Source organism: Flagellimonas ulvae, from assembly GCF_049333175.1.
Taxonomy (GTDB): Bacteria; Bacteroidota; Bacteroidia; order Flavobacteriales; family Flavobacteriaceae; genus Flagellimonas.
In genome coordinates this window covers 24388-44846 of record NZ_CP186325.1, presented here as the reverse complement: position 1 = coordinate 44846, position 20459 = coordinate 24388, and the positions used below count along the sequence as shown (strand labels likewise).

The window sequence follows — 20459 nt, the reverse complement described above, 5'->3', positions numbered from 1 at the left end:
AATAGCAAATTACATATTATTTACTAGAAGACTTTTTCTAGATATTAGTCTTACTTAGCCGTCTTCGTTGAATCTCAACTTCCACCTCACACTTAATTCAATTAGACATTCCATTAAACCCAGTTTTTAGTGAATCTCAAATTTTGTTTAACCATTTTGTTAAACTTTTTATAAAAAAGAATAAACAGAAGCAACTTTTTTGGTTCAAAATAATCTTAAAAACATTAAACAAAAATCTAAAAACATATTTTATGAAAGCACTAATTAGATTATCCCAAATCACCCTAGTAATTTTTTCCTTCGTCCTCGCGTCATGTTCTGATGACGACGATGGGGGTTCAAATACGGATCAACCTACACTTAATATTGTAGAGACTGCCCAAGCCACTTCAGATTTAAGCAGCTTGGTAAGTGCCTTGCTACAAGCTGATGAAAGTGCCGACAACGATTTAGTTAGTGCTTTAAGTGGAGAAGGACCTTTCACAGTCTTTGCACCTACCGATGCTGCTTTTTCAGACCTTCTAGCGCAATTGGACGGTTTTGATAGTTTAGATGATTTCAACAATCAAGAATTGCAAAACCTTTTAGCGGTTATTCTCGAGTATCACGTTATTGCAGGAACTGCAGCGTTTTCTACAGATTTAAGTGATGGACAAACATTAACAACGCTTCAAGGTTCTTCCCTTACAGTATCAACCGATGGAGGTGTTTTTATTCAGGATGCCACAGACGTATCTGCTACGGTTACCGCTACTCGTGATGTAGAAACTACTAATGGTGTTGTACATGTTATCGATAAGGTACTATTACCACAAACTATTTTGGATGAATTAGCTGATATTATCTTAATTCCAATTACAGATTTGGCAATAGCGAACACCAACCTTCAAAGTTTGGTTGCTGCACTACAAGCTGCAAATGGTGACCTACCTACAGTTCTTAGAGGAGATGGCCCTTTTACTGTTCTTGCTCCGACTGATGAAGCCTTCGAACTTTTCTTGGATGGTGCAGAACTTAGTGATTTAGATGCTGACGTTTTGACCAACGTTTTATTGAATCATGTAATTAGTGGTCAAGAGTTATCCTCAACAGACTTAGAAGGTTTAGGTTCGGGGTATTCCAATACCCTTGCAACAGGCCCTGGAGATGAGAACCTAAGTATCTATTTCGATACAACCGATGGTGTTGTATTCAACGGTATTGCTGAAGTAGAAACACCTAATGTAAAGGCTTTAAATGGTATAATACATGTGGTAGACGAAGTTATAGTTTTACCTACGGTAGTAACATTTGCCGTAGCAGACCCTAATTTCTCAACTTTAGTTTCGGCCTTAACCGATTTGACTCCGGGAACTAATTTTGTATCTATACTTTCTGCACAAAACGGAGATGGGGATGACCCATTTACTGTGTTTGCTCCTACCGACGATGCCTTTGATAAGTTAATGGCCATCCCAGGCGAAGCTGACTTGGTCCCTATTCTCCAACATCATGTGGTGGCTGGTGCTAACGTTCGTTCAGGAGACCTTACGCCAAATGGCGATACTATGGCCACTACGCTGGAAGGTGACATGATTACCATTACGCTCCCTGGTACAGATGACAACATTGCTGATGTAACCGATGGTTCTGGTAATACAGGAATTGGCATCGATGCTGTAGATGTTCAAGCCATAAATGGTGTAATCCATGTATTGGACACTGTTTTGATTCCGGATACCAACAACTAAATAATATGAAAAGGGATATGGCTAGAACACCATATCCCTTTTTCACCTCGCACATATTTAAACCTTAAAACACATATGAAATGAAAAAAGTGCTACACCTAAGGAGCAAACTCCTTTTAACGCTCCTTGCGTTATTCACATTTATCGCCTGTTCAGATGATGATGAACAAGCCCTAGCGGAAATGGTGATTGAAAATCAAAAAAACATTGTAGAAACGGCCCAAGGCAATGATGCTCTTGATTCGTTAGTTGCGGCTTTGACCACAGCAGACCTAAACGATGATTCAGATTTAATTGAAACACTAAACGGAGATGGTCCTTTTACTGTATTCGCACCTACTAATGAAGCCTTCACAGCATTACTTGGAAGCTTAGATGGCTTTGACAAACTAGAAGATTTTGACACCGAAGAAGAAAGAGCGCTATTGGCGACAATTTTACAATATCACGTTGTATCCGGAACTGCAGCGGCGTCCACTGATTTAAGTGATGGTCAAACCATCGGAACGGTACAAGGAGAAAATGTGACCATAACCAAAAACGATAAGGTATTCATAGGAGACGCTACAGAAACAGATGCCGAAGTAATCATACCCGATGTTGCTGCTTCAAATGGCGTTGTACATGTCATAGACAAGGTATTGTTGCCTCAAGAAGTTATTAATGCATTGACACCTCCTGACTCTGAAACCCTAGTGGATATTGTAGTCGCAACAGACGCACTATCACTTTTGGAAGCGGCGGTTATCAAAGCTGGATTGGTAGATACTTTGAATGGTGATGGACCTTTTACAGTTTTCGCACCTACAGATGACGCCTTCGTAGCCTTATTGGATATTCTAGGAGATGATTACTCCTCATTGGATGATTTTGATACTGAAGAGGAAATCGATTTGCTTCGTAACATTTTATTGTATCATGTAATTCCAGCCCAAGTGCTAGAAGCAGATTTAGCTGCTGGCGATGTTGGAACTGCTTTCGCAGGAAATTCTATTTCCGTAATTGCCTCCGGTGATACTTTCGTAATTGGTGATGCTTCAGATGTTGACGCGAACATCACAGGTACGGATATCTTAGCTTCTAATGGAGTAGCCCATACCATAGATAAAGTTTTATTGCCGCAAGCTGCTCTGGATTTTGTAGCTACCCTTCAATTAAAAACTATCGTTGAAATTGCTATCGAAACCGACGATTTAAGTCTTTTAGTAAAGGCTTTACAGACAGCAAATGCCGGGCTTGTAGAAGCGTTGGGCGGAGAAGGTCCCTTTACCGTTTTTGCTCCTACCAATCAAGCATTTATTGATCTCTTGGATATTTTAGGTGATGACTACCACAGTTTATCCGATTTTGATACTCAGGAAGAAATTGATTTACTTATTGATATTCTAACGTATCATGTTGTGCCAGATATTGCTGCCTTCTCTACAGACTTGACTGATGGACAACAAATCCCAACTCTTTTTGGAGATAAGCTTGGTATCAATTTGAAAAACAATACTGTGCATGTTATCGATGCTACGGATGATAATGCCACTGTGGTATTACCTAATGTAGAAGCCAGTAATGGTGTAGTTCATGTGATTGATAAAGTTCTCTTACCACAAGTAGCTCTGGATTTTGTGGCTTCACTACAACTGAAGAACATTGTAGAAATTGCTATTGAAACTGACGACTTAAGCATTTTGGTAGATGCACTGATTGCTGCCAATGCAGGATTGGTGGAAACTTTGAGTGGAGATGGTCCATTTACAGTGTTTGCACCAACAAACCAAGCATTTATTGATTTATTGGAAGCCCTAGGTGATGACTTTAACAGCCTATCGGATTTTGACACTGAAGCGGAATTGGACTTATTGGTCACCATTCTTAAATATCATGTAGTAGCCGGTACAGCTGCATTCTCTACGGATTTATCAGATGGACAGCAGATTCCAACTTTCCAAGGAGAAAGCGTGGGCATCAACATAAAAAACCACACAATACATATTGAAGATGCCACCGATGATAATGCCACCGTTGTGCTCCAGGATGTTGAGGCCAGTAACGGTGTAGTGCATGTTATAAATAAAGTATTGCTACCACAAGAGGCCTTGGATGCTTTGACTCCTCCTACCCCGAATATTGTTGAATTGGCTCAATCCGTGGATGATTTAAGCTTATTGGTTGATGCATTAATACAAGCAGATGCAGGTCTAGTGGGCGTTTTGAGTGGAGATGGTCCATTCACCGTTTTTGCTCCTACCAATCAGGCTTTCGCTGATTTATTGGACGCTCTAGGTGACAACTTTAATAGCTTGGCAGATTTTGATACTCCTGCGGAAAAAGAACTTTTGGCAAAGGTACTTACTTATCATGTAGTTTCAGGAGATGCGGTAGCGTCAAGCGATATAAGAAATCACCAAAGGTTTCACACCGTACAGGGCGAAGATTTAATTGCAATCTTCAAACATAGAAATGGAAGCGACCAACTCTTCATTCGCGACAAGACCCATGTGGATGCCAAAGTGATTGGAGCTGATAATGTAGCAAGCAATGGAATTGTACATATAATCAACAAAGTTCTTTTACCTCAAGAAGTTTTGGATGCGTTGCACTAAAAATTTAAGGTGAATAGACTTTTTTGTAAGTATTTTATTATTAAAGAAGCTCCCTTTATTTCGATAAAGGGAGTTCTTTTATCTGGAAAAAAAACCGTTCGTCGATGAGACATCAAAAGGATGATTTTTACCATACAAAACCCTTCCTTTTACAACTATTAATTTTTTAACCGACGATTGTGCTGCATCTTTGAAGTCCCAAATCTTTCCAAACTATACCTATCAATGCAAATGCCCTCTTCAAAAGAGGGCATTTTTTATTGCTACGCGTTTCTAATCTTTTATTTCTTCTTCTAGAACATCAATTATCTCATAACCTTCCTCTACGGCCTGATAAACAGCTTCATTCAGTTCATAGGCAGTAACTCCATCAAAATTAATTTCTTCGGCATCCTCGGGCAATTCATCTAAAACCGCTCCAATAGGTGGAGTAGCAATTTCATAGGAATCTTCTACTTGTTGATAAAAAACTCCATCAGCATAGTTATAGTTCACACCGCCTACGTTGATTACCACTGCAGTCGCTGGCAAAACCCTCAGGCGAAATCCTCTTGGGGGAAAGGTTCTGAAGTATACACCACGCTGTCTAACGTAAAACATACCTCCTACTGGATAATAATTTACCCTTCTATAACGAATGGCACGCGTGTTTGCTGGCAAACGTCTTAGTGTCCTTCTATAGATTCTTCGGTTTTGTCTTCGAATTCGTCGTTTGGCAGGTCTATTTACCCTAGAAGTTCTGACCACGGTTCTATTGACAGTAACCTGGGCCTCAACAGATTCCATGGGTCCAAAAAAAGATACCAAAAAGCAAAAAAGAATGAGATTTATATATTTCATGGCAACGTGTTTATGATTTTTTGGTTTGACTCTGATTAACATCAAAGGTTTAATCCTATAATCATAAAAACGAAGAAATTGACAGCTTTGTATACTTATCCGCGACCTCCTGTTTTCTTTTGGGCTTCGGCTTGCTCCATCATCTCACGCATTTTACGCTGGAACTTGTTCTCCTTTTTAGGTTTCTTTTTATTCTCTTGAATCTGCGCATGGATTTTATCCTCATCCAAAATGTAGTTCTTTATGGCCAACATGATAAATATGGTAATCAAGTTAGAAACAAAGTAATACAAACTCAGACCACTGGCATAGTTGTTAAAGAAAATCAGCATGAACAAAGGAGACAAATACATAATGAACTTCATATTGGGCATTCCCGGTTGCTGTTGCATTTGCATGGTCTGCCCCGTGGTAAGTGTCATATAAAAGAAGATGGCAATAGAAGCCAAAATAGGAAACAGACTTACATGATTGCCGTAAAAACTCGAAACAACAGGAATATGTGTACTCCATTCGAAAATGGTATCGTAGGAAGATAAATCCTCCGCCCACAAGAATGATTTTTGTCTTAACTCAAAAGAAGTTGGGAAAAACATGAAAAGCGCATAGAAAATGGGCAATTGCAGCAATGCCGGGATACATCCGCTCATAGGACTCACCCCTGCCTTGTTGTACAGCTTCATGGTCTCCTGCTGTTTCTTCATCGCATTGTCCTTATGCTTCTCATTAATTTCAGTAATCTCTGGCTTCAATACCTTCATTTTGGCTTGAGACAAATAGGATTTATACGTTACCGGAGATAATGCCAAACGTACTACTATGGTCATTATGATAATGGCAATTCCATAAGGTAAAAATGAACTTAAGAAACCGTAGAAAGGTGTAAACACATATCGGTTTATCCATCCGAAGATTCCCCAACCAAAAGGAATGGATTCCACTAGACCCAAATCTTTGTAGTCATCCAATATTTTTACATCTGTAGGGCCATAATACCAGTGCATATTCTGGGACAGTTCACCACCTTGAAGCTCCAGCGGGGCTTTGGTGCTATACTCTTTGGTGAAAAGCATATCCTTACTTTCCTCTTCAACTAAGTTTTTGGAAATCAGGTCAGCAGTTTTGAAATGGTTATCTGTGGCGAGAATGGAACTGAAAAAGTGTTGTCTATAGGATAACCATTTTATATCCGCTTCAGTCTCTTCATCCAATTTGCTGCTTTCAGAGAGTTTGCTGATTTTTCCTTCATCATGGTTATAGGTCAGACGCGTATATCTATTCTCATATTGGACACTTTTGTTATGTCGAATACCTTTTAGATTCCATTCTAAAGTAATGGGTCGACTATTGCTGATAATACCGTTAAGTCCTTGGGAACGAATGGTGAAATCTACCAAGTAATCGTTTGGCTTCATTTCATATCTATATTCCAAAAATTGATTTTCGGACACCTTGGCTTTCATGGAAAGTACTTGGGTATCCCCGTTTTTGGAAAGATTAGGTTCAAAAAACAAATCAGCCGTACTTAACGTCCTATTGTCATTGGTCGCAAAATTTAAAGCAAAACTGGCGTTGCCATCTTTCACCAAAAACACCGGAATGGAGTCATAGGTCACAAAATCTTTCATTTTCACCTCTACAATCTGCCCTCCTTGATTGGCCACTTCCAGATATAACAACTCATTTTCAAGAGTGGTGGTCTCTTCGGAAACACGCGTAAATCCAAACGCACCTACCTGATTCTTATATGAAGCTACAGCTGTAGAATCTGCTGTATCAACAATCTTTTTTGGTTCTTGAGGTTTTGTAGTGGTTACTTCCTCAACTTTTTTGGCCTCGGCTTCAATCTGTTCTTGCTCCGCTTTTTGAGCTTCCAATTCCTCTGGTGTAGGCTGATTTTGATAGAACATAAAAATCAGAATCCCAAAAATCAACACAAATCCAATTATGGAATTGATGTCCAGCTTCTTTTCCTCCATGAAAGTTATTTAGTAATATCTTTTAACTTGGCAATATCGGTGGCAAATATATGTCCAAAAGCGCAGTTTATGCCAAACTGGCATTAGTTTGTTGTTTTTGCATCAAAACTGCCTTCACAAATCCTACAAATAAAGGATGTGGGTCTGCTACGGTACTTTTATATTCAGGATGGTACTGAACTCCAACAAACCACGGATGTGAAGGAATCTCTATCACTTCCACCAAACCTGTTTTGGGATTAAAACCAGAAGCTACCAAGCCAGCTTCTTCCATTTGGGACTTGTAGTCGTTATTGAATTCGAATCTGTGCCTATGTCTTTCCGAAATTTCGGTCTGGCCGTATACCTCTTGCACCAAAGTTTCATTCTGAAGTTGACAATCCCAAGCGCCCAATCTCATGGTTCCACCCATATTGGTTACTGACTTTTGTTCCTCCATTAAATTAATAACGGGATAAGGAGTATTGTCATCCATTTCGGTGGAGTTGGCATTTTCAAGACCAAGTACATTTCTAGCGAACTCAATGACCGCCATCTGCATACCCAAACAAATACCTAAAAAAGGAATATTGTTTTCACGGGCATATTGCACTGCCAATATCTTACCTTCAATACCTCTCTCCCCAAAGCCTGGTGCGACCAAAATACCATCTAAGCCCATCATCTTTTTATCCACATCATTCTTGGAAATATGTTCAGAGTGAATGGAGCGTACCTCAACCTTCACCTCATTGGCGGCACCCGCATGGATAAAAGATTCCAAAATGGACTTGTAGGAATCTTGTAACTCCACATACTTTCCTATCAATCCTATTGTAACCTTACTCTTAGGGTTTTTATGACGATTTAAGAATTGCTTCCAAAGATCGAGTCCTGGAACTTTATCATCTGGAAGAGCCAGTTTTTCCAATGCCACGGTATCCAATCCTTCCTCCTGCATCAACAAAGGAACATCATAAATAGTGGATGCATCAATGGATTGAATGACCGCTTCTTGCTTTACATTGCAAAACAGCGCCAGCTTTCTTTTAATGTCTTCGGATATTTCATGCTCGGTACGGCAGACCAAAATATCAGCCTTTATTCCACTCTCCATCAATGTTTTGACCGAGTGTTGCGTGGGTTTGGTTTTAAGTTCCCCAGCTGCAGATAAGAAAGGAACCAAGGTAAGGTGCACCACAATTCCATTGTTATCTCCCAATTCCCAAAGTAATTGTCGTACTGCTTCTATATAGGGTAAGGATTCAATATCACCCACTGTTCCTCCAATTTCTGTGATAACAATGTCGTAATCACCACTTTTGCCCAAAATTTGGATACGTTCCTTTATTTCGTTGGTAATATGAGGTACTACTTGGACCGTTTTGCCTAAAAATTCACCACGTCGCTCTTTTTCAATAACACTTTGGTAAATTCTTCCTGTGGTTACATTATTCGCCTGTGAGGTACGTACGTTCAAAAAACGTTCGTAATGTCCTAAATCCAAGTCAGTTTCCGCCCCATCATCCGTTACGTAACACTCACCGTGTTCATAAGGATTAAGCGTACCTGGATCTACATTAATGTAGGGATCCAATTTCTGTATTGTGGTCGTATAACCTCTGGCCTGAAGCAGTTTGGCCAAAGATGCGGCGATGATTCCTTTTCCTAAAGAAGAAGTTACTCCCCCCGTAACGAAAATGTATTTTGTCTGCGACATGAATGGGATTTCTATTACGGGATGTAAAGGTACAAATTGAAGAATAAATGGAGCGTTTTTGTAAGGAAAATAATTCTACCCGACCTCAATAAAAAACAAGTTTTACATTCAAATAGTTTAACCTTTTGGAAACTTAGATATAAACTACCCGAATAGTTAAAATTCTATATTGCCTTTTGAAGTTGATTTTAGAAAATCTGAAAATTTAGTATGAAAAAGATTGATTTTACCCGCTCCTTTCTAATTCTCGTTATGGGTTTGTTCATTGTTTCTTGCAGCAATGATGATGAAACCATAGATTCAATAATAGGCGAAGATGAAGAAATTGTAAACGAAGAAAACTCAGCTGATGACTCCGAAGATAATTCTGATACTACAGAAGATGGAAATGAGGATAGCACAGATGATGATTCTAGTGATTCGGATGATGGTGATGATGATGGCAACAATGACGACTCTTCTAATGATGATACTGAGGGAGAAGACAGTTCCAACGACAATGATTCTTCCAATGAGGATTCTTCTGAAGCGATGTTAGTTGGAGATTGGAGATTGGTGAGTGCCACTGTTAATGATGGACAGGCCTCTACCGATTTTAATGGGTCTACAATCAATTTTCCTTTTACCTCAACATCAAAAGATGAAGATGTGAATATTTCGTTTCAGGAAAATCCCAATGTCATACAAGGTATGGGACAATATACCAATGTGATTGAATTCTCTTTTCTGAGTTTAAACTTTACGGAAGAAGCCACTTTTGATAGTCCTCTTACCAATGGAAGCTGGGAAATGATCAATGATGAACTTGTAATAAGCGACAACACCCAAGGCAATGGCACTTTTGTAATTAATGAGTTGACGGCAAATACCTTGATATTGCAAACCGATTTTGAACAGACGGTACCAACTAATGATTTTGAGTTAGATGCTACTGGCGTCCTTATTATAGAGCTAGCTAGAAACTAGGTTTTTTCTTTAGGGAATTCTTTTTGGAGTTTTCGTATGATTGGCTCCAAACCATTGTCCTTTATGGTCAACATGGTTTCCAAATACCGACCCAATTTACCATCTGGAAATCCTTTTTGTTTGAACCAAACCAAATAAGGAAGTGGTAAATCTACCAAGTACTCATCCTTAAATTTTCCGAAAGGCATCTTATAATGAGCCAATTGAAGAAGCTCTTCTTTGTTGGGTTGTATTTCCATTTACAGGCCTAAAGTACTATCTTTCTTCGAACAATCTTTGTTTCATGAAAAGACGCAATTTCATTTCAGCAACCGCAGCAGGAACAGCTAGTCTGATTTCAACTTCTGTCTTAGGTCAGGAAGTAAAAAATCAAAAAGAATTCAAACTAAAGAACAACATTAACCACAGTGTGTGTCAATGGTGTTTTAATCATCTGCCTTTGGAGGATTTTCTGAAAGTGTTGAATGAACTTGGTATCAGGGCCATAGATTTGATAGGCCCCAAAGACTGGCCACTTTTAAAACAATACAACATTCATTGCTCTATGTGCAACGGAGCGGAAATAAGTCTTACCGAAGGATGGAATGACCCTAAGTATCATGAAACTCTAATAAAGAATTACACCGAAATAATACCCAAAGTTGCAGACGCTGGCTATACCAATCTCATTTGTTTCAGTGGAAACCGTAGAGGTATAAATGACTACGTGGGTTTGCAAAATTGTGTGGATGGCCTTTCTCAAATACTGCCCTTGGCGGAAAAACATGGTGTGGTCATTCAAATGGAACTTTTCAATCAAATCAACCATCCAGACTATATGTGTGACAGTACCCTCTGGGGGGTGGAGCTGTGCAAAAGACTGGGTAGCGATAACTTTAAGTTACTCTACGATATTTACCATATGCAAATTCAAGAGGGTGATATCATTAGAACCATTCAAGAATACCACCCGTATTTTGGGCATTATCATACGGCTGGAGTTCCAGGGCGAAACGAAATTGATGAAACCCAAGAACTATACTATCCCGCAATTATCAAGGCTGTGTTAGATACTGGTTTTAAAGGGTATGTAGCCCAAGAATTCATTGTGACATGGGAAGATAAAATTGCTGCTTTAAAGGACGCATTTGTACGATGTGATGTTTAATCCATTGCCGGCACAATAAAATCATTCATCAAGGTATCTGTATACCCATGTGCTTTTCTCTTACCATAGTTTGTAGTTGTAATTACCACGGTAACATCTTTTTCACGGAGAGATAGTACTTTTTGTCCGCCATTTCCGGACATATAGTATGCATCATATTTCGTTTCCTTTCCAAAGGATTTCATCCACAACAAATAGCCATAATCAACTCCTTCTCTAGCATTCACTTTAACGGAAGTTGCCTTTTTCACCCATTCTTTGTCTATTATTTTCTTTCCATTCCATTTGCCATCTTGAGCAAGCAATTGAATCATCTTAAGTAAATCACGGCTTCTATATTCACTTCCTCCAGCGGTATTCAATAAACCTAATGGAGTATGATGTAAATTATAGTCCTTAATTTCCAATGGCTCAAAAAGTTCATTCTTGGCAAATTCATCAAGGGATTGTCCAACAGCAGATTCAACCACCTCCGCCATGGCCGCTGCTCCTGCAGTACAGTAGCTCATAACCCTACCATAAGGAGACTCATCCGGTTTGGGTCCAAAAGGGTAAGAACGTACGGGAAGGTCTAAAAAGAATTGAAGCCAATCTTCAACTATATACATACGCTCTTCGTTTCCCCTAGAGAAAAAATTATCATCATTACATTCAAAGATGGAACTCATGGTCAACAAGTCTTCAATAGTAGTTTTATCTTTTCTTGCATCTGGATTCTTGATAGGGTTTCTAGGTTTTAAATATTTAGAAATTAATTCTTTCTCAGATTCAATGTACCCTTTAGTAATGGCAATACCCGTAAGAAGGGTCGCCATAGTCTTGGTTACCGACCTTGTGTTGTGCTTTGTATTTTGGTCTGTTCCGTTGAAGTACTGCTCAAATACCAGCTTTCCATCTTTGGCAATTAAAACGCTCGTAATGTTTTCATAGTCACCTTTTTCTACTTTGTCGACCATTTCATCAAGTAAGGTGCTTGAAATTCTATGTTCATCTGAAAAATCCAATTGGGCTTGTACCGATTCAACAACAAGGGCAAAGCATACAAAAATTAGTAATCTTATCATGTTTGTTTTATTTACAACACGAATTAACTACCCTTTTAAAACTTATAATAGAATGAAATTAACATGAGGTGAATTTCATTATTTAAACGCTTGCCTATAAACTAGTGGTGTGGTATTGAAATACTTTTTAAATGTTCGTGTATAATGACTTTGGTCCGAGAAACCAGAGTAATATGCAATCTGAGTGAGAGAAAACTTGGAGTTAATCAACGCGGGAAGGGATTTCTTTATTTTGTGCATTCTGATGTACTCGCCAAGAGTTACATTACGATATTTTGGAAAGCTTCTAGACAGATGCACCGGATGTATTCCTAATTTTGCTGCTAGATTTTCTAAAGAGAGTATATCCTCACCATCATAGATTAAATCTTCCAAAGTTTTTATCCAACCAGGTTCCATTTTATGGATATGCTTGTCGTTTTCCCACAAACTATCACATAATTGATAAACCAAGGCATCTAATGCAAGGGAAGTGAAAACATCATCAACCTTAAATTCATAATAAATTTTGGCGAGGGTATGATGTGAGTTAGGGTGGGTAATCATTTTACTTCCTTCCCATAATCCAAGGTCCAACTCCTTTTCTTTAAACCAATTTCTATCTAATTCAATATGAAATCCCTTTGCATGGGAAGACTCTTTGGTATTCTTATGGATTTCTTGCCAATTAAGAAATAAGAAACTTCCAGAAGGACATAGTCTTGAGCCTTTTTTATTTAAATCCTTTACATTACCTCCGAGCACAAACATGAAATAGGGGTTCTCATGGTAATGCCAATCAGTTTCCGGTAGGTGATAGTCATATTCAGAGACTGAAAAACCAAAATTCTTCAGCTCAGTTTTTTTAATTCCGTAGTAGACACCGCTTTTTCGAATCTTCATAGTATGAAGAGTTCATTTTTTGGAAAATGTTACAGAAGCGCGATAGTTTATTTCCCTAAAGCTTCTGCAATCTTTTTATTCCACTCCAATTGTTTTTCCTTGTTTCGGGAGAAATTGGTCTCCCAATCGTATAACTCTTGGAATTCTCTTAATTCTTTTAGAATGTCTTTGTAAATCTTCCGTATTTCCGCTTTGACGTTATCCGAAAATGAAGTACGGTTCAACTTTTCCCGCATTTTACGTGCGAAAAGCTCGGTAATATCAAAATGCAATTGTTCGTGACTCAAGACCAGGTCATCACATACCTCGGGTTTATACCAAGATTCGTTTGGATAGAAAAATGCATTTACTTCAAAATCCAAATGCACTTCATGATGAATAAGATTGGCAGAATACTTATAGCTAATTCCACTTGCAGTCGTCGCGGCCGGGTCAGCCGCAGGGGGAATTTTTCCTTTAAAATCATTCCAAGTCAACCTCAGGTCTTTACTCCAAGGAATACTTTCCTCAATCTCCTGGGCAAATCCTGAAAATCCAAGAAAAAGGAAACATAGTATGAAAACTACTTTATCCAATGGAATTCAATTACCTTCTCAATATCTGGATGCAAACTGTAGTGAACAGGACAGGTATTCGCTGTATGGGTCAAAATCTTTCTGTTTTTTTCTGAAACCGATTCGGGTAATTCCAACTTTACTTCAATTTTGGATATTCGTCTAGGATTCGCAGCCATATGTTTCGTAACCTCAGCGGTTGATCCTGCTAAATCCACTTCCAAATCTCTGGCTTTAATACCCATCATGGTAAGCATACAACTGGCCAGACCTGTAGCTACGGTATCAGTTGGGGAAAAAGCTTCTCCCTTCCCATTGTTGTCTACAGGGGCATCAGTAATAAATTCGTTACCGGAACGAAGGTGAAGACAGGTGGTTCTAAGGCTACCTTTATAAGTTACTTTTGAGGTCATCCAATTGTACTTGTTTTATTTGTAAACTATCATATTCCATAATGTAGCCTGCATGGTTATGGTAACCTGAAGACCAATCTTTATAATAATCGAAACTATTGCCCGAATACTCTGTAGACCCCACAATTTTGGAGGTTTCAAAGAGATTGTTCTTATGCGCCAGTTTTAGAAGTATATCAAACGTTAGGTCAAAGCCTCTTGTGGCATACCTGTCGGGCTTAACCCCTCTGAAACGTTTGCGATACGCTTTGGTAAAGGCGTCATTGTCTCCCTCTTTATAAAATGAAGGGTAAGAGAATTTTAAATTGGAAAGATGTGTTTTGGATACTGCATTATTCTCAAAAGCATTGTTAAAGCTGGTAGTGAACATTCTCACCTTGATCTCTTCAGTATTGGCAGAATTTAAAATAGAGCTGACACTGGAAACCATATTGGCTTGGTCAGTTTCTAAGAAAACCCAATTTTCCTTTTCTTCGGAAAGTTGAATCAAAAACCTATCCAAATGGAGTGATTTATTATCAATTACCCTGGCAATCTGTGCTGCCGGAAACATGGACAAAATCGTATCATGAGCAGCAGTATGGGAAGAATCTGCCACAATTATCACATTCTCATTCTTATGAATTTTGTTCAAATACGACAACATCTTAGCTCTGAGAATCTCTTCTTTAGGAACTGAATAAAATACGTTTTTATGCCCCAATGCACTCTTTGAAGCCGTAGGAGATATGACCGGGATATTTTGTGAAGCTGCTTGAACCGCGACTTCATCCAAAGCACTTGAAGCAATTGGGCCAATTACTGCGCTTGTACCGTATAGATTCTCTCGCAAAAGGATTTCCTTTACCTTGGTTTGGCTCAACTGGGTATCAAAGGTTTTTACATTGACGGAAACGCCAAGCTGCTTGATAGAATCCAACGCTACCATAGCCCCAGAATAAAAACCAAGGCTCAACGCCAAATCCCTTCTAGTTTTTATTTGACCTTCTGTTTTCTTTTTATCATTAAGATTGATACGGTCCAAACGAAACGGAAGCATAAATACCACATTAAGTGGTTCTTGAAATTTGATGCTATCCTGTAAATTCACCTTATCTAAAATCAGAGCATTTTTAACTTCCAGTCCTTCGGATTTATTCTTAGGCAGTTTAAGTACCATTCCTGCTTTAAGTCCGTTTTCCAGAGCCGGATTTAAACTAAAAAGTTCGTCCCTGGAGATATTTAAATTTTGTGTAAGTCGGAAAATATTCTGCTTGGGCTTAACCTCATAAAAAATGAAATTTTCCGTATTAACTTCACCTGAAAGGTTTTTCTTTTTTGGAAGTCGTAATACCATACCTTCCTTTAAACCCCCTTGCTGAACCACTTCGGGATTGAGCTTTAAAATGGAATCTGATGGAATTCCATACTCCCTGCCAAGGCTGTAGAGCGTTTGCTTAGATGGTACGGTGTACGAAGTGTAGAGGTCTATTTTTTGATTCTCTAGGCTATCTCCTTTAGGTCTTGGAAGTTTTAGCTCTTGTCCAATGGCAAGATAATCACTGCTTGTAGCTAGTTCCGGGTTCAAAACGACCAAACTATCCACTGAAATCCCATATTTATGTGCTATGCTCCATCGGGTTTCTTTGGGTTGTACAGTATACACCTCAAAATCCAACTCTTTTTCTTCGTTAGGGTCCGGTATTGGATATTTGGGTATTTGCAACACCATTCCTTTTTTGAGGGGTTCTGAATACAACTGCCTGTTGTAGCGTTTCAGCTGTTCCTCGGTAATCTTGTAACGTTCCGTAAGACCATATAGGGTTTCTCTTTTTCTAACCCGATGTCTGGAAAAACCTAAAGGTTTTTCTTCTTGTTCCTCAACCTCTTCTTTTGTTTCCTCCTGCTTAACTGTCTTACCATCCAATGGAATTATCAAAATGGTATTGGGTCTTATGTCTTCCGCCGTTTTAATTTCCTTATTGGATTGAATAATTGTAAAAGGCGTAACCCGATATTGTCTGGAGATACTTTGCAAGGTTTCACCCTCCTTTACGGTGTGGGTTGCAAATTTCTGTGCGGTAACTGTTGTTAGGGCCACAGCAAAGAAGGCCATAACAAGGATAACATATTTTTTCATTCCCATTCTATTGTCGCCGGTGGCTTTGAACTAATGTCATATACTACTCTATTAACGCCTTTAACCTTGTTTATTATATCATTGGATATCTTTTGTAAGAATTCATACGGAAGATTTACCCAATCTGCTGTCATACCATCCGTACTTTCCACTGCACGTAAAGCTACACATTTTTCGTAGGTGCGTTCATCTCCCATAACCCCTACACTATTTACGGGCAAAAGCATGGCTCCGGCCTGCCAAACCTTATCATAAAGTCCCCATTTCTTCAATCCTTCAATAAAAATGGCATCCACTTCTTGTAAGATAGATACTTTTTCTGGGGTTATGTCACCCAAAATACGGATACCCAATCCAGGGCCTGGGAAAGGATGCCTTCCCAAAATACCAGTGGGCATACCCATGCTTGTCCCTACTCGTCTAACCTCGTCCTTAAAAAGGAGTTTTAAAGGTTCTACAATCTTCAATTTCATATAATCCGGCAGCCCTCCTACATTGTGATGACTTTTTATGGTTGCCGATGGTCCTCCACTGGCAGAAACCGATTCAATCCTATCCGGATAAATGGTTCCTTGTGCCAACCACTTTGCATTTTCAACCTGATGGGCCTCATCATCAAAAACATCAATAAACACTCCACCAATAATCTTTCTTTTCTTTTCAGGTTCGGACTCCCCTGCCAAAGCTTCCAAAAAACGTGCCGAAGCATCCACTCCTTTGACATTTAGCCCCATACCTTTGTATTGTTCCAAAACGGTTTCAAACTCATTTTTTCGAAGCAATCCATTATTCACAAAGATGCAATGTAGCCTATCTCCAATGGCCTTGTGCAGTAAAATAGCGGCCACACTGGAATCTACACCGCCCGAAAGACCCAAAATGACTTTATCGGAACCTATTTCGTCCTGAAGTTCTTTCACTGTTGTTTCTACAAATGCATCTGGGGTCCAGTCCTGCTCCAATCCTGCAATGTTGACCAAGAAATTTTCGAGTAACTGAGTCCCTTCTTTGGTGTGGTACACCTCTGGATGAAATTGAATACCATAGGTATTTTCATTTTTAAAACGATATACCGCATTTTCCACATCATCGGTACTGGCCAATAAAGTGGCGTTCTCAGGTAGCTCCTTGATGGTATCGCTGTGGCTCATCCAAACCTGACTTCCCTTAGAAATACCCTTTAGAAAAGAATCATCTGTATGAATGGATGTCAAATTGGCTCTACCATATTCTCTAGTTGCGGAAGGTGCCACGTTGCCTCCATTGAAGTGAGCTAAATATTGCGCCCCGTAACAAATTCCCAAAAGGGGTTTTTGACCCTTGATATGAGACAAGTCAGGGTGTGGAGGTTCATCTGAACGCACTGAATGTGGAGAACCTGAAAGAATTACCGCTTTGTATTGGGACAAATCTTCAGGGATTTTGTTGAAAGGTTTTATTTCTGAATAAATGTTGAGTTCCCGAACACGTCTTGCAATCAACTGTGTGTACTGGGAACCAAAATCAAGGATAAGTACGTTGTTTTGCATGGGCAAAAATAGCAATTTGACCCAGTTGAAAAAGTATCTTTTCCTGATATTTATTCAAGGGAATTGTTAACTAAAAAAGTTGTGGTTAATTGGCATAAAGATATATTCCGGTTGTTCACTTGCCCACTTTGATGGCAATATATCGTCAAGTAACTTTTTTCTTACCATTTTTCGTTATTTCTTTGCCTCTAAAACCTACCTGACCATGATTAAGGGATTCATTTTTGACCTAGACGGAGTTATTACCGATACTGCAGAACAACATTATGTTGCATGGAAAAGACTATCCGATGAAAATGGATGGGAGTTTGACCGAGAGGTGAATGATAAGCTTAGGGGAATATCTAGACTGGATTCCATTAAAGTTATTCTTGACCACAATGGCCTCACTCTGGATGAAGAAACTATGGCAAACTTGGCTGCCAAAAAAAATGAGAAATATGTAGAAAGTCTGGATGACGTAACCCCAGATGATTTTCTACCGGGCACAAAAGAGCTTTTAACCCATCTTCGAACAGAAGGCTTTCACGTAGCACTCGGTAGTGCCAGTAAAAATGCTTCCAAGGTACTTCAGCAGCTAAATGCATTGGGATATTTTGATATTATTGGGGATGGCAACAGTGTTACAGAAAGTAAACCAGACCCGGCTATTTTTCTATACGGTGCAGAAAAATTAGGCCTTCAACCGGAGGAATGTATTGTTTTTGAAGATGCCGAGAGTGGAGTTGATGCAGCAAAAGCTGGCGGCTTCCATAGCGTGGGTATCGGTCCGAAAGAACGCGTAGGGCATGCCGATTTACGATTCGATACTATGGAGGACGCTACTTTATTTGAAATAAAATCTTATTTTAAAGACTTGTTTTAAAACCACTTCGAAAATGAAAAGTATAACTTCCTTATTGCTATCATTTCTGATGGCCTCCTCACTTGTGGCCCAAAATGACGGTTGGACCATCTCTTCTGGAAAAGTTGAAAAGTATACTGGGATTGTTACCGCTAATGGAAGAATTGGCATACTTCCGGAAGATAGGCCGTTCAAGACCAAATCCATAATTCTAAATAACGTCTATGATAAGGAATCACCTTTGGGCGTGAGCAGAATTCTTCTGGGAATGAATTTCGCCCAATTAGAGCTCGAAATTGATGGGGAATTGGTGGATGAAAGCAATGTATCCGATTGGAACCAAACCTTGGATATGAAAACGGCAGGGTTTACAACCAGTTTTACGTTTAAGGATAAGGCTAAGGTGTCCTATACCATTTATGCATTACGAAACATTCAATATTCTGGGTATATCGATGTACAAATTCAACCCCTAAAAAACATAGAGGTCAAGGCTACAGGGATAATTGAAACTCCAGATGAGTATCATAGTCCAAACAGTACGTTCAGAGTATTACAAGATTTGGAGACCACAATGCCCATTTTACAAACGGTTGCAGAAAGTAGACTAGGTAGGCATGTGGTTGGAACCTCCGCAACCTTTATCTGGCACGCTATTAATTCTACACGGGAACATCAACGCCCAGAATTGACCCATGATATGGTATCTGCTTATGACAATAGATTGTCATTCGAGCAAGAATTAAAAAAGGGAGAAAATTTTGAGTTTGCATGGACGGGAGCGGTATGCAGTACTCAAGATTTTGAAGACCCACAAACTGAATCTGAACGCTTTGTCATTTTTAATCTCTTGACCCCAAGAGCTGATTTATTAAATCAACACAAAAAACTTTGGGAAGAATTATGGGAAGGCGATATTATTATTGAAGGTAATCTTCAAGACCAATTGGATGTGCGGTTGGCACTTTACCATCTGTACGCATTTTCTAGAGGGGATTCCGATTTAAGCATAGCCCCTATGGGCCTATCCTCACAAAACTATAATGGTCATATTTTTTGGGATACCGAACTTTGGATGTTTCCGCCCTTATTGATGCTGAATCAAGATATTGCCAGGTCCTTGGTCAATTATCGTTCAGACCGTTTAGGTAAAGCAAAAGAAAAAGCAATCAATTTTGGGTATAAAGGAGCTATGTTTCCTTGGGAAAGTGATGATACCGGCGAAGAAGCCACTCCAGCTTGGGCGCTTACAGGCACATTTGAGCACCATATTACCGCTGATGTAGCCATTGCCTTTTGGAACTATTACCGTGTTACCCAAAATATGGACTGGTTAAAAGAGCGTGGATATCCCATGATGAAAGAGGTAGCGGATTATTGGGTAAGCCGTTCTACAAAAAACCAAGATGGTAGCTATAGCATAAAAAATGTGGTAGGGGCCAACGAATTTGCTCCCAATGTGGACGACAATGCATTTACCAATGGTTCCGCCATTACAGCATTACAATACGCAACTGAAGCTGCTAAAACGGTTGGAGAAACCGCAGACCCCACATGGAATGAAGTGGCGTCAAAAATCAAAGTATTGAAATTCCCTGATGGAACTACCAAAGAGCACGCTACCTACGACGGGGAAAGAATCAAGCAGGCCGATGTCAATTTATTGACCTATCCATTGGATGTTGTGAATGATGAGGAAACCGTCTTAAAGGATTTAAAATATTACGAACCTAAATTGGCAGAAGAAGGACCGGCCATGGGACAATCGGTTTTTGCAGTCATTTATGCGCGATTGGGGAACGCCAAAGAGGCCTATCGACTGTTCCGTAGAAGTTATGAACCCAACAAGCGCCCTCCTTTTGGCGCTTTGGCCGAAGCTGCTACCAGTGATAATCCCTATTTTGCCACAGGAGCCGGAGGCATGCTTCAAGTAGTGTTAGCTGGTTTTGGCGGGTTGGAAATTACTAATGAAGGTATAGTTCAAAAGAACCCGATACTACCAAAAGCCTGGAAGTCACTCACCATAAAGGGAATTGGACCGGAACGTAAAACCTACACCGTAAAGTAATAGAAAGAGCCTCAATTTTTGAGGCTTT

Annotated in this window: 16 protein-coding genes; 6 read left to right on the top strand and 10 right to left on the bottom strand. The window is 39.4% G+C overall.

Annotated elements, in window-relative coordinates; all coding sequences use genetic code 11:
• Positions 1–251: 251 nt before the first annotated feature.
• Positions 252–1730, top strand: coding sequence for a fasciclin domain-containing protein (locus ACOKFD_RS00180; protein ID WP_422859403.1), 1479 nt, complete (start codon positions 252–254; stop codon positions 1728–1730).
• Positions 1731–1810: 80 nt separating this feature from the next.
• On the top strand, positions 1811–4327 hold the full coding sequence (locus ACOKFD_RS00175) for a fasciclin domain-containing protein (protein WP_422859402.1): 2517 nt from the start codon (positions 1811–1813) through the stop codon (positions 4325–4327).
• Between the two features lie 273 nt (positions 4328–4600).
• Here the strand turns inward: ACOKFD_RS00175 and ACOKFD_RS00170 are convergent, their stop codons facing one another.
• The 3 genes from ACOKFD_RS00170 to ACOKFD_RS00160 all read right to left on the bottom strand — a co-directional run bounded on the left by ACOKFD_RS00170 (position 4601) and on the right by ACOKFD_RS00160 (position 8845).
• Positions 4601–5167, bottom strand: a complete 567-nt coding sequence (locus tag ACOKFD_RS00170) for a DUF6515 family protein (RefSeq protein ID WP_422859401.1) — start codon at positions 5165–5167, stop codon at positions 4601–4603.
• 95 nt (positions 5168–5262) lie between these two features.
• Positions 5263–7146 carry a membrane protein insertase YidC gene (gene yidC / locus ACOKFD_RS00165; protein ID WP_422859400.1) on the bottom strand — a complete coding sequence of 628 codons (1884 nt, stop codon included), beginning with the start codon at positions 7144–7146 and terminating at the stop codon, positions 5263–5265.
• Positions 7147–7213: 67 nt separating this feature from the next.
• Entirely contained in the window at positions 7214–8845 is a 1632-nt protein-coding gene (locus ACOKFD_RS00160) for a CTP synthase (protein ID WP_422859399.1), read from the bottom strand.
• A gap of 210 nt (positions 8846–9055) precedes the next feature.
• Here ACOKFD_RS00160 and ACOKFD_RS00155 point away from each other — a divergent pair, with 210 nt between their 5' ends.
• A complete protein-coding gene (locus ACOKFD_RS00155) occupies positions 9056–9811 on the top strand; it encodes a hypothetical protein (RefSeq protein WP_422859398.1) in 756 nt (251 codons plus the stop codon).
• On the opposite strand, the gene ACOKFD_RS00150 is transcribed toward ACOKFD_RS00155, so the two are convergent.
• Positions 9808–10050, bottom strand: coding sequence for a DUF3820 family protein (locus tag ACOKFD_RS00150; protein ID WP_422859397.1), 243 nt, complete (start codon positions 10048–10050; stop codon positions 9808–9810). The genes ACOKFD_RS00155 and ACOKFD_RS00150 overlap by 4 nt on opposite strands.
• 44 nt (positions 10051–10094) lie before the next feature.
• Here ACOKFD_RS00150 and ACOKFD_RS00145 point away from each other — a divergent pair, with 44 nt between their 5' ends.
• Entirely contained in the window at positions 10095–10958 is an 864-nt protein-coding gene (locus tag ACOKFD_RS00145) for a hydroxypyruvate isomerase family protein (protein WP_422859396.1), read from the top strand.
• On the opposite strand, the gene ACOKFD_RS00140 is transcribed toward ACOKFD_RS00145, so the two are convergent.
• The 6 genes from ACOKFD_RS00140 to guaA form a co-directional block, all read right to left on the bottom strand.
• Positions 10955–12022: a serine hydrolase domain-containing protein gene (locus tag ACOKFD_RS00140; RefSeq protein WP_422859395.1), complete on the bottom strand. Its 1068-nt coding sequence runs from the start codon at positions 12020–12022 to the stop codon at positions 10955–10957. The genes ACOKFD_RS00145 and ACOKFD_RS00140 overlap by 4 nt on opposite strands.
• A gap of 78 nt (positions 12023–12100) precedes the next feature.
• Positions 12101–12904, bottom strand: a complete 804-nt coding sequence (locus ACOKFD_RS00135; protein WP_422859394.1) for a helix-turn-helix transcriptional regulator — start codon at positions 12902–12904, stop codon at positions 12101–12103.
• Positions 12905–12951: 47 nt separating this feature from the next.
• Positions 12952–13479 carry a DUF922 domain-containing protein gene (locus ACOKFD_RS00130; RefSeq protein WP_298997719.1) on the bottom strand — a complete coding sequence of 176 codons (528 nt, stop codon included), beginning with the start codon at positions 13477–13479 and terminating at the stop codon, positions 12952–12954.
• A complete protein-coding gene (locus tag ACOKFD_RS00125; protein ID WP_298997717.1) occupies positions 13467–13871 on the bottom strand; it encodes an OsmC family protein in 405 nt (134 codons plus the stop codon). Before ACOKFD_RS00125 ends, ACOKFD_RS00130 begins: the two co-directional genes overlap by 13 nt.
• A complete protein-coding gene (locus tag ACOKFD_RS00120; protein WP_422859393.1) occupies positions 13849–15990 on the bottom strand; it encodes a LysM peptidoglycan-binding domain-containing protein in 2142 nt (713 codons plus the stop codon). The genes ACOKFD_RS00125 and ACOKFD_RS00120 overlap by 23 nt, the downstream gene beginning before the upstream one ends.
• Positions 15987–17519, bottom strand: a complete 1533-nt coding sequence (gene guaA / locus ACOKFD_RS00115; RefSeq protein ID WP_422859392.1) for a glutamine-hydrolyzing GMP synthase — start codon at positions 17517–17519, stop codon at positions 15987–15989. Before guaA ends, ACOKFD_RS00120 begins: the two co-directional genes overlap by 4 nt.
• A 205-nt stretch (positions 17520–17724) precedes the next feature.
• On the opposite strand from guaA, the gene pgmB reads away from it, so the two are divergent.
• Together pgmB and ACOKFD_RS00105 are read left to right on the top strand one after the other, a co-directional pair.
• Complete coding sequence (gene pgmB, locus ACOKFD_RS00110) at positions 17725–18384, top strand: beta-phosphoglucomutase (protein WP_422859391.1); 660 nt, start codon at positions 17725–17727, stop codon at positions 18382–18384.
• 13 nt (positions 18385–18397) lie between these two features.
• On the top strand, positions 18398–20431 hold the full coding sequence (locus ACOKFD_RS00105; RefSeq protein ID WP_422859390.1) for a glycosyl hydrolase family 95 catalytic domain-containing protein: 2034 nt from the start codon (positions 18398–18400) through the stop codon (positions 20429–20431).
• Positions 20432–20459: the final 28 nt, after the last annotated feature.